The organism is Spirillospora sp. NPDC046719, assembly GCF_040645715.1.
GTDB lineage: Bacteria > Actinomycetota > Actinomycetes > Streptosporangiales > Streptosporangiaceae > Spirillospora.
Window position 1 is genome coordinate 1,958 of the sequence record NZ_JBEYYT010000305.1, and the last position, 9,646, is coordinate 11,603.

At 73.8% G+C, this 9,646-nt stretch carries 14 protein-coding genes; 6 read left to right on the plus strand and 8 right to left on the minus strand.

Features of this window, described 5'->3' with window-relative positions; genetic code table 11:
* Nucleotides 1–133: 133 nt before the first annotated feature.
* Both ABZ914_RS35965 and ABZ914_RS35970 read right to left on the minus strand, forming a co-directional pair.
* The gene (locus tag ABZ914_RS35965) at nucleotides 134–556 is read right to left on the minus strand and encodes an arsenate reductase ArsC (RefSeq protein WP_500198746.1); all 423 of its coding nucleotides are present in this window, start codon (nucleotides 554–556) and stop codon (nucleotides 134–136) included.
* Nucleotides 557–597: 41 nt separating this feature from the next.
* Entirely contained in the window at nucleotides 598–978 is a 381-nt protein-coding gene (locus ABZ914_RS35970) for a metalloregulator ArsR/SmtB family transcription factor (protein ID WP_500198747.1), read from the minus strand.
* Nucleotides 979–1,116: 138 nt separating this feature from the next.
* Between ABZ914_RS35970 and ABZ914_RS35975 the strand changes: the two genes are divergently transcribed.
* Nucleotides 1,117–1,584 (plus strand): ArsI/CadI family heavy metal resistance metalloenzyme, encoded by a 468-nt coding sequence (locus tag ABZ914_RS35975; RefSeq protein WP_500198748.1) that lies wholly within the window; start codon nucleotides 1,117–1,119, stop codon nucleotides 1,582–1,584.
* A 69-nt stretch (nucleotides 1,585–1,653) separates the two neighbouring features.
* Here ABZ914_RS35975 and ABZ914_RS35980 read toward each other — a convergent pair whose 3' ends face one another.
* Nucleotides 1,654–2,313 carry a class I SAM-dependent methyltransferase gene (locus tag ABZ914_RS35980; RefSeq protein WP_500198750.1) on the minus strand — a complete coding sequence of 220 codons (660 nt, stop codon included), beginning with the start codon at nucleotides 2,311–2,313 and terminating at the stop codon, nucleotides 1,654–1,656.
* Between the two features lie 83 nt (nucleotides 2,314–2,396).
* Nucleotides 2,397–2,984 carry a TetR/AcrR family transcriptional regulator gene (locus tag ABZ914_RS35985; protein WP_500198751.1) on the minus strand — a complete coding sequence of 196 codons (588 nt, stop codon included), beginning with the start codon at nucleotides 2,982–2,984 and terminating at the stop codon, nucleotides 2,397–2,399.
* 114 nt (nucleotides 2,985–3,098) lie between these two features.
* Here ABZ914_RS35985 and ABZ914_RS35990 point away from each other — a divergent pair, with 114 nt between their 5' ends.
* The gene (locus tag ABZ914_RS35990; protein ID WP_500198752.1) at nucleotides 3,099–3,686 is read left to right on the plus strand and encodes a DsbA family oxidoreductase; all 588 of its coding nucleotides are present in this window, start codon (nucleotides 3,099–3,101) and stop codon (nucleotides 3,684–3,686) included.
* Between the two features lie 133 nt (nucleotides 3,687–3,819).
* Complete coding sequence (locus tag ABZ914_RS35995) at nucleotides 3,820–4,260, plus strand: DUF6069 family protein (RefSeq protein ID WP_500198754.1); 441 nt, start codon at nucleotides 3,820–3,822, stop codon at nucleotides 4,258–4,260.
* A 108-nt stretch (nucleotides 4,261–4,368) separates the two neighbouring features.
* Here the strand turns inward: ABZ914_RS35995 and ABZ914_RS36000 are convergent, their stop codons facing one another.
* A complete protein-coding gene (locus ABZ914_RS36000) occupies nucleotides 4,369–4,671 on the minus strand; it encodes a putative quinol monooxygenase (protein ID WP_190851673.1) in 303 nt (100 codons plus the stop codon).
* Nucleotides 4,672–4,751: 80 nt separating this feature from the next.
* On the opposite strand from ABZ914_RS36000, the gene ABZ914_RS36005 reads away from it, so the two are divergent.
* Together ABZ914_RS36005 and ABZ914_RS36010 are read left to right on the plus strand one after the other, a co-directional pair.
* Entirely contained in the window at nucleotides 4,752–5,354 is a 603-nt protein-coding gene (locus tag ABZ914_RS36005; RefSeq protein WP_500198756.1) for a TetR/AcrR family transcriptional regulator, read from the plus strand.
* Nucleotides 5,355–5,791: 437 nt separating this feature from the next.
* Entirely contained in the window at nucleotides 5,792–6,202 is a 411-nt protein-coding gene (locus ABZ914_RS36010; RefSeq protein ID WP_500198758.1) for a hypothetical protein, read from the plus strand.
* On the opposite strand, the gene ABZ914_RS36015 is transcribed toward ABZ914_RS36010, so the two are convergent.
* The 3 genes from ABZ914_RS36015 to ABZ914_RS36025 all read right to left on the minus strand — a co-directional run bounded on the left by ABZ914_RS36015 (nucleotide 6,203) and on the right by ABZ914_RS36025 (nucleotide 9,023).
* Entirely contained in the window at nucleotides 6,203–6,628 is a 426-nt protein-coding gene (locus tag ABZ914_RS36015; protein ID WP_500198759.1) for a PaaI family thioesterase, read from the minus strand.
* On the minus strand, nucleotides 6,625–7,257 hold the full coding sequence (locus ABZ914_RS36020) for a TetR/AcrR family transcriptional regulator (RefSeq protein ID WP_500198761.1): 633 nt from the start codon (nucleotides 7,255–7,257) through the stop codon (nucleotides 6,625–6,627). The genes ABZ914_RS36015 and ABZ914_RS36020 overlap by 4 nt, the downstream gene beginning before the upstream one ends.
* Before the next feature lie 83 nt (nucleotides 7,258–7,340).
* Nucleotides 7,341–9,023 (minus strand): DUF2207 domain-containing protein, encoded by a 1,683-nt coding sequence (locus ABZ914_RS36025; RefSeq protein WP_500198766.1) that lies wholly within the window; start codon nucleotides 9,021–9,023, stop codon nucleotides 7,341–7,343.
* 415 nt (nucleotides 9,024–9,438) lie between these two features.
* Between ABZ914_RS36025 and ABZ914_RS36030 the strand changes: the two genes are divergently transcribed.
* The gene (locus ABZ914_RS36030; RefSeq protein ID WP_190851661.1) at nucleotides 9,439–9,606 is read left to right on the plus strand and encodes a hypothetical protein; all 168 of its coding nucleotides are present in this window, start codon (nucleotides 9,439–9,441) and stop codon (nucleotides 9,604–9,606) included.
* The last annotated feature ends 40 nt before the right edge of the window (nucleotides 9,607–9,646 follow it).

The following is a 9,646-nucleotide window of genomic DNA, read 5'->3' on the forward strand; positions in this document are numbered from 1 at the left end:
AGGGCGGCGCCGGCGGGGCTGCTCGCGGCTGTGGTACCCCCCCCCCCCCGGGCGGCGCGCGCGCGGCCCCGGTCCCCCGCCGGCCCCCCCCCCGGCCGGCGGCGACGCCGGCCGGCGGCGACGGCTCTGCACGTCACGGCGACTCCGCCGGGAGGAGTTCGGCGAGCAGGGCGCGCACCCGCGCGTCGATCTCGTCGCGGATCGGCCGCACCTGCTCGACCGGCCGCCCGGCGGGGTCGTCGAGCCGCCAGTCGAGGTAGCGCTTGCCGGGGAAGACGGGGCAGACGTCGCCGCAGCCCATGGTGATGACGACGTCGGCGGCCTGGACGGCGTCGCCGGTCAACGGCTTCGGGAACTCCGTGGACAGGTCGAGCCCGATCTCGGCCATCGCCTCGGCGACGGCGGGATTGACGGCGTCGGCGGGCGCGGACCCGGCCGATCGGACGCGGACGCGCCCGGCGGCGTGGTGGTCCAGCAGTGCGGCGGCCATCTGGGAACGCCCGGCGTTGTGAACGCACACGAACAGCACCTCGGGCACGTCGGCGGCCTCGGTCACCGGGCCTCCCCCCGAGGCGGGGCGGCCCGGTCCGGTGCCGGTCACGAGACGGCCGCCGCGGTGACGCGCGGCCCGAGGATCATCGACAGCCGTTCCAGGACACCGGGGTTGAGCCAGTAGTAGACCCAGGTCCCGCGCCGCTCGGAGCCGATCAGACCGGCCTGCCTGAGGACCTTCAGGTGGTGGCTGATCGTGGGCGCCGTGAGGTCGAACGCCGCGGTCAGGTCGCACACGCACGCCTCGCCGCCCTCGTGGCAGGCGATCAACGACAGCAGCCGCAGCCGGACGGGGTCGGCGACCGCCTTGAACAGCGGCGCCAGCTCGGCCGCCTCGGTCTCGCTCAACGGCTCGCGGACCAGGGGCGCGCAGCACGCCCCCTCGGCGTCGGCGGGGTTCACGATCGGCAACCGCTGCTTGGACATGCATCTAATTTGACATCCATCTATCCAGAGATGCAAACTCGGCACATTCGCTACTTAGACAGTCATCTAAACAGCGTTCACCGGGGCGCCCGCCGACCGGCGGCCGGCCGGCACCGCCCACGACCCGAGGGGAACCGCATGTCCCGCGTCCAGCTCGCCCTGCGCGTGTCCGACCTGGAGGGCTCGATCGCCTTCTACTCCAAGCTGTTCGGCGCCGAGCCCTCCAAGCTCCGGCCCGGCTACGCCAACTTCGCCATCGCCGAGCCGCCGCTCAAGCTCGTCCTGATCGAAGGCGAGGACGGCGAGCCGACCCGCATGGACCACCTCGGCGTCGAGGTCGAGGACTCCGGGCTCGTCGACGACGCGGCACGGCGGCTCGCCGGCGCCGGGCTCGTCACGCTGGAGGAGAACGACACCTCGTGCTGCTACGCGCTCCAGGACAAGGTCTGGGTCCACGGCCCCGGCGGCGAACCCTGGGAGGTCTACACGGTCAAGGCCGACGCCGGCACCCTCGCCAAGGCCGGTGACTCCGCCTGCTGCACGACCGGCGAGAAGGCGGCCGACGACGAGCCTTCCAGGTCCGCCACCGGGTCGAGTTGCTGCTGAATCCCCGGTCAGGCGGTCGGGCGGCCAGGCCGCTCCCTTCGCGCGGCCTGGCCGCAGCCCGGGCCGCGGTCATCCGTTGCCCGGTCGGTGGGCGGTGCCGAGGATCTGCGGAGCGGCGGGGAACGGCATGCCGGTGTCGGAGCGCTGGAGCGTTTCGAGGTCGTCGATGACGAAGCCCGCGTTCGCGATCGCCGCCGCGGTGTCGCGGCTCGTGTGGCAACCGCCGCTGATGATCGGCCACACGGTGGCGTCCGCGAGGCGCTGCATACGCTGGCGGGCGGGCTCGCCGGCCTGGACATGCTCGAAGAACCGGAGCTGCCCGCCCGGGCGCACGACACGGAAGAGCTCGGCGAGGGCGTTCGCCGGGTCGGGCACCGTGCACAGCACCAGGCAGGCCACGACGGCGTCGCAGGACCGGTCGTCGGCGGGCAGCCGGTCGGCGAGGCCGTCGACGACCTCGACCGGCACCGGCGCCCGCCGTGCGGCGCTCGTGGCCGCCCGGCGCAGCCGGGCCTCCGGTTCGACGGCCAGGACACCGGTGACCTCGGCCGGATAGTGATCGAAGTTGGCGCCGGCGCCGGCCCCGACCTCCAGAACGCGTCCGGAGAGGCCGTGCAGGAGCCTCGTCCGGTACCGGCCGAGGCCGCGCTCCATCAGCGGTGACATGCGCGCATAGAACCGCGCGAAGATCGGATGCCGCACAGGCGGCGGCGCTCCCGGTCCGGACATCGTTCGCTCCCCCTCGAGTCCTCGCTGAACGACCCCGTCCTTCCTCACTATGCCGGGTGCCGCTCGGCGCGCCGTCTCCGCGTCTACTCGGCGGGCGGGGCGAGGCCGGTGAAGGCGAGGTCGACGATGGCGTTGATGTGGTCGGTGTCGGCCGCGCGGGGGGTGAGCAGCCGGCGGTAGTAGGCGGCGCCGTAGAGCAGTTCGGTGACCAGGTCCGGATCGGCGTCGGCCCGGACCTGGCCTTCGCGCTGCGCGATCCTGATGCGGTCGGCGGCGGCGCCCGCCAGGTGGCCGATGAAGCTGTCCCACAGGGCCCGGTGGATCTCGGGATCGTGCTGGGCCTCGCCGATCAGCGCGCGGTAGTGGGGGAAGACGTCCGGGTCCCCGAGGATGCGCGAGGCCGCCGCCATCTGGGTCTTGATGTCGGCGACGAAGTCGCCGGTGTCCGGGAACGTCGCGTCCGTCCTCCAGGTGGTCAGCAGCCCGTCCAGCAGCACGGCGGCCTTGGACGGCCACCAGCGGTAGATCGTGTTCTTGCCGACGCCGGCGCGGGCGGCGATGCCCTCGATGCTGAGTTTGCGGTACCCCACCTCCCGGCACAGCTCCATGGCGGCCTGGATGACGGCTTTGGCCGCCTCTTCACTGCGGCGATCGGGACGTCTCGGGGACATGGGCCCAGCATACCGTCTAGGCGATACGGAACGTTCCGTGTTGACTTGGCCCGCGGGCCCCGGCATCCTGAAGCGGCACGGAACGATCCGTGCCGCCAGTAAAGGACAAGGCCGATGAAGGTTGAGATCACCCACGACATCGCCTGCAGCTGGTCGGCGCTCGGCTACGCCCGCTTCCGCCGGGCCGCCGAGGAGCACCGGGCCGGCGGCGGCGCGTTGACGGTGGTCTTCAGGCCGTACCAGACCGCCGTCCGTTCAGCGGGGACGCCGCTGGACGGCGGCCCGTCCCCGCTCGCCCCCACCGCGCGCGCCGAGCAGATCGCGCGGGCGGCGGCCGCGGACGGGCTGGTGATGAGGACGGACCGGATCGTGCCCGCCGACACCTCCCGCGCCCATCGGCTCATCGCGCTGGCTGCCGCGCACGGCAGGGCGGAGGAGATGGCCGCCCGCCTGTACCGCGCCCACTTCACCGACGGTCTGGACATCGCGGACGCGGGCGTGCTGCGGAGCCTGGCATCCGTCGTCGGCGTGCCCTGGGACGCCGAGGACGACGGCGAGCGGCCCCATGCGGACCTCGCGCCGTCCGGCCCGCCAGTGCCGGTCTTCCGGTTCCCGGACGGGACCCTCCTCGTCGGAGCCGTGTCGCTCGCGGCGCTGCGGGGCGAACTGAAGCGGGCGGCCCTGCGCACCGCCGCCGCCTGACCCCCGAACGGCCCTGCGCAGCCGTGGCCGGAAAAAAATCTCAGATCGCCCCGATCCGACCGATGAGTTCGCTTGGCACGCCCGGTCTCTCCTACGAACACAGCGCCTCGTACGAAGACGAAAGGGCAAGCAGATGAGCATCACCGGCTACACCACCGCTCCGTCGACGACCGCCACGACCTCGCCCCGCGCCGTCGCGCTGTGGCGCACCGGCGGGCTCGCCGCCGTCGCCGCCACGCTGGCGACGACGGGCATCGCCGCCGTCGCCGACGCGGCCGGGATCTCCCTGGACGTCGACGGCGAGCCGATCCCGCTGCTCGGCTTCACCCAGCTGACCCTGGTGTGCTCCGCGATCGGCATCGTCCTGGCCGTGGCGCTGCGGCGCTGGGCCGCGACGCCCAAGCGCACGTTCCTGGTGGCCACCGGCGCTCTCACGGTGCTGTCGTTCGTGCCCGACCTCCTCGTCCCGGCGGCGCCGTCGACCCGGGCCGTCCTCATGCTGACCCACCTGGTGGCCGCGGCGATCGTCGTCCCGCTCGTCGCCGGCCGCCTGCCCGCCGCCCGCACCCGCTGACCCCGCGGAGGGACGCCGCGTCCGCGACCCGGACCCCACAGCCCCATCACCCGGCAGGGAGATGGGGCCCGCGGCCGTGAACGGGCGGCCGGGGCCCGCCCTGACGGGTCAGTGCCCGGGGATCAGCCCGGCGACGACGTCGATGTGCTCGACGGTGGGCGGCTCGGCGAACAGGTCCGCGCCGGCGGCTCGCAGGGCCGGCAGGTTGGCCTCCAGATGGGCCCGGCGGTCGGCGTCGTCGGCGAACGCGTCGTAGATCGCGAACGTCGTCGGTCCGAGCCGCAGCGCGAACCAGACGACGGCCTTCCCCTCCTCGCGCACGATCTCCACCACGTCCTTGAACCTCGCCTCCACCTCGTCGACCTTGTCCGGCCTGGCCTCGACGCGGATGAACAGTCCCACGGTGACCATCGGGGCGCCCCCACTTCTGTAGTGATCGTTTGGAAAGTACGCTACCCCACATCTGTATCGATCGCTATAGAATGTCGGGCATGAGGACGGGACGCCCCCGGTCGTTCGACCGCGACCGGGCACTGGAGGACGCGATCGCCGTGTTCTGGGAGCACGGCTACGACGCCACGTCGGTCTCCATGCTCACCAAGGCGCTCGGCATCGGCGCGCCGAGCCTCTACGCGGCCTTCGGCGACAAGCGCGCCTTGTTCCTGGAGGCCCTCGACCGCTACCTGGGCACCTACGCCGCGTTCACCCGGCGCGCGCTCGCCGAGGAGACCGGCGCCCGCGACGCCGTCCGGCGCCTGCTGCACGAGGCGGCCGCCGCCTACACCCGGCCCGGCCTCCCGCACGGCTGCATGCTGATCAGCGCGGCCACCAACTGCTCCCCGCAGTCCGCCGACGTCGCCGCGCACCTGCGCGACCTGCGCGAAGCGGGCACCCGCGCGCTCGAAGACGTGCTCCGGACCGCCGTCCGGACCGGCGAGCTCCCCGCGCACACCGACGCCCGCGGGCTTGCCTCCTTCTACGCCGCCGTCATGCAGGGCATGTCCGCCCGGGCCCGTGACGGCGCCGCGCGGAGCGAGCTGGAGCAGATCGCCGAGACGGCCCTCCGGGCGTGGCCCGACGCCCGCCGATCCTGACGGCGGGAACGCCCACGATCGTGACGGCGGGAACGCCCGCGATCCTGACGGCAGGGACGCCCGCGTAGGCGCGACGGGCCACCCCGCTCGCCTTTTCTCCGTTTCGGTAGTCCTACCGAAACGGAGAAAAGGGCTCAGAAGTGCGCTGAATGCCGGGTTACAGTCGCGTTGCCACGAGAATCGAACGGCAAGGGGGCTTCGCCGGCTCTCGTGAGCGGGCACGATGACCACGAATTCACGCAGCGGGGGGAAACATGCTGGGTCGTGAATACAGCGGTGAACAGGGCGGTCTCACCGCGGAGCAAATCGCGTCGCTGACGATAGAGGGGCGGGGCGGCCAGCCACGGGAGGCGGGGAATCCCGGCGTCGTTCTCGGAGCGTCCGTTCACGAGGGCGTTTGGGTATCGGCGAAGACCGGGCAGCCGATCCACATGCGCATGGACCTGGCGGACTCCGCCACCGGCGCCCGCATGCCGCGTCCGACCATGCGGGTATTCAAGGGCGTCGCCGCCGCCACCGACGTCGTCGCGCTCACGACCGCCGACGGCGCGGCATGGCTCGCGGTCGCCCGTGGCCCGGGCGCCCCGACCCGGTTCGGGTTCACGATCGCGCTGCCCGAGGGGCTGGCGCTGGAGCCGATGCCGTCCGGCGGGCTCGACTTCATGCACCCGCATTACGGCGCGACCGTCGGCAGGCTCTACAAGCCGTGGGCGAGCGACGCGATGTTCCGCCCGTTGCCCGCGGAGTACCTCGTCCGGGAACCGGCGGCCCTGACGGTGAGCGTGGACTCCGCCGGCGCCGCGTACCCGTTCGTCGTCGGCGTCGTCTACGGCAGCTCTCCGCGCTGATCACCGTCGGCCGGCGGCCGCGGCCGGGCGGGACGGCATGAACAGCGCGCTGACGTTGGCGATGACGCGCCCGCCGGCCGCGAACGTCGCCGTCCCGGCGGCGAGCCGCCGTCCGGTCCGCGTCGGGACGACGGCTATGTCGACCCAGTCGCCCTCCCTGGCGGTACCGACCATGTCGCAGGACAGGTTGACGGTGATGAGCGGTGTCGGCGGGTCCGTCCGGACGGCCAGGGCGTGCCCGATCACCACGTCGCCGACGGAGGCGATCACCCCGCCGTGCAGCAGCCCGCGGGCGTTGGTCTTGGGGCCCTCGACGAGGAATCGGGCGCGCAGCGGGTCGTCGCGGTGGCGCAGGAAGCCGCCGATGGCGGTGAGCAGCGGGCTCGGCCGGTCGTAGGGGACGAAGTCGGGGCGTGCGTCGGTCACGGTGCCTCCTCGGCGGCGGGACGGGGGTCGCGGGACGCGGTCGCGGCCAGGCCGCGCAGCGTCGCGGTGACCGTCAGCCGGAAGCGCCGGTCGGCCGCGTCCGGACCGCCGCCCAGCAGTCCGGAGGAGTCCAGGGCCAGCAGTCCCTGGACCGTCGCGAACAGGCCGATGGCCGCGTCCCGGGCCGTGCCGGGGGCGCGGTCGGGCCCGAGGACGGCCGCGACCCGGCCGACGACGATCGCGTGGATCTCCTCGGCGGCGCGGGCGTCGGACGCGCCGGGGCGGAACTCGGCGAACGGACGGGAGAACATCACCTCGTGCAGGTGCGGGGCGCGGCGGGCGAACGACCGGACGGCGAGCGCCAGTTCGAGCACGTCCGCCTCGGGGTCGCCGGTGGGCTCCAGGGCGCGCAGGTCCGCCGCCAGCCGTGCGAAGCCGTCGGCGAACAGCGCGCGGGCCAGCCCGGCCTTGCCGCCGAACAGCTCGTTCACCGCCGCCAGCGACGTTCCCGCCCCGGCGGCGACCGCCCGGGTGGTCACCGCTCCGGCGCCGCCCGTCTCCAGCAGCCGCCCGGCGGCCGCCAGCACGTCGCCGCGCATCGCCTCGGTCCGCGTCTTCCGCCGTCCCACGCCGCCACCCTACCTCTTTTCGGATCAGTGATCCGAAAAGCGCGGTCCGCCGCGCGAGCGGGCGGCCCGGACGGCGCGGCGGTTCACCAGGAGCCGCCTCCCCCGCCGCCGTCACCGCCGCCGACTCCTCCCCCGGCTCCATCGCCGCCGAAACCGCCGATGGGGCCGTGGCTCGACCCGCCCCAACCGGACCTGGTCCGCCGGGTCGGGGAGGACGTCCGGGGCAGCGTCCCCTGAGCGCGCTTCGCCTTCCGCGCGGACGCGTCGACGAACATCGTCGCGACCTCGGCGAAGCGGTCCTGCAAGCCCTTCTCCGGGCCGTCGTCGGTGTACCACTCGGGCGGGCCGCCCCGTCCCGCGACGTACCTGCGCAGGATTCCCGCGTATCGCCGCGCCACCGCGAACGGGAGGTCCTCGGCGTCCGGCACGTCCTTGATCACGAGGCCCCCGGTGTAGCGGTCCGCCTCGTCCCTGAGCTGCTGAGCGCGGCGAGTGAAGGGGTCGATGCGCCGCGAGCGCACCCAGACGACCGGGGCCGCCACGAGCAGGGCCGCGCCCCAGGCCGTCACGTCCGTCACGGCGCCGTCGGCGACCGGGCCGTAGACCAGGCCCAGGACCCCGGCCACGCCCAGCAGCACCGACGCGGACCGCAGCAGGGGCACGCCCGCCGACCAGGGCCGCCGCCAGCCGTGCGCGTCGACGGCCTCCTCCACCAGCGGACGCAGGCGCCGGGCCAGCCCGAGACCGTCGACGTCCTCGGCGGCGGCCTCGTCGCCGCCGGAGAACACCTCGTCGAGGAGCGCCTTCTCGTAAGGCCGCAGGTCCGCACTGTCGCGGGGGCCGGTCAGCCGGAGCCGCGGCCCGCCGCCGGCCGGCCGGGTGATCCTCAGGTGCCCGCGAGCGGCGAGGTCCACGGCGATGCTCGCGCCGAGGTCGGCTCCGTCGGCCTCGGCGGCCCAGTGGGTGCACAGGACGGTGAGTTCCGCGGGCACGGCGGCGGGGACCGCCGCGGCGGAGTCCATGCCCGCCCAGTGGAGCGGGCGCAGGAACACCACCACCTCGGCCGCGACGGCGAGCAGCGCCGCCGGGACCGCGAGCCAGCCGAACACGCCGACCCGCCAGCCGCCCTCCCCGGACGGCTGCGGCCGCACCGCGCCGTGCGGCAGCGCCGCGCGGACGGTGATGCCCTGCCCCGCTTCCAGCCGCTGCCCGAAGGCCGCGCTGCCCTGGCCGGTGTTCCACGCGCCGGCGCACGGCGCGGTCGAACCGCGGGGCCCGGCGTAGCAGGCCAGGGACCGGTAGGCGGCCGGCGCCCGGAGCAGGACGGTCGCCACGTCGATCGGGACCTTCCATTCGGTGCCGACCGCGTTCCAGTCCAGGACGTCCGACCGGACGGCGTGCTTCGCGGTGTAGTCGAGCGTGTAGGTGCGCACGCCGGTGACCAGCGTGGACGGGTCGCCGATCCGCACGTCCACGGCGCCCTTGGAGCGGGTGACGGACCGTCCGGCCGGCGCGTCGGGGCTGCCGGTGCGCACGTTCCCGATCGACGCGCGACCGGTCGGGATGCGCCGCTCGATGCCGTGCCGGCGCGCGCCTCCGAAGTCGTAGACGATCCTCTCCTGGACGTGGAGGACGCCGTCCCGGTCCACCGTCAGGTCGACCGCGTACGACCGGATGCGCTCCTGCACGGGCGCCGCCGACGCCGCCGGGGCGAGGAAGAGGAGCGCGAGGCAGGCCGCCGCCGCGCCGAGCAAGATCCTCCGCATACGTCGTACGACTCCGGAAACGGGCGCCCGGTTCTGCCCGGCCCCACCCGGCGGCCCGGTCCGCCTGCACGCCCGGGCCGGTCGTCCGTCCGGCCTATGACGGAACGCGTTCCTCCGGGTGCGGTCGGGCACCGCCCGGCGGGCCGATCACCTCCGGCCGCCGCTAAACCTGAGAAATGTCGATCATGGGCGAGGCGTCCGTCATCGAAAGTTCACAAGTGATCGACCGCTGATTATCAAGGTCTTGCGGGGAGCGTGAAGGGAGGAGCAATACTAGTCGCCGGGTTCATTCCCGCCCCCCACGGGACTTCACCGCGAAGGGACGTGATACCGCAGGTCAGCCGGTTTCGATAAAGCCGTTTCAGCCATTGCTCCAATGCGTGTCCCCAGCATGCCCGAAGAAAGGGAGAAAACCGTGAACCGTCTCGTCGACCGGATTCTCGACCGGATCGCGCCCAAGGCGACCGCGTCCGCCTGCAGCGGCGGCTACTTCTGCAACGCCGCCGGCCACCCGGGCTACTGGTACCGCTTCTGCTGCCTGGACAGCGGCTGCCAGTGGACCAAGATCCGCAGCTCCTGCTGACCCGACCCCGGGACGAGTCCGGGCGGCGGCGGCGCGCACC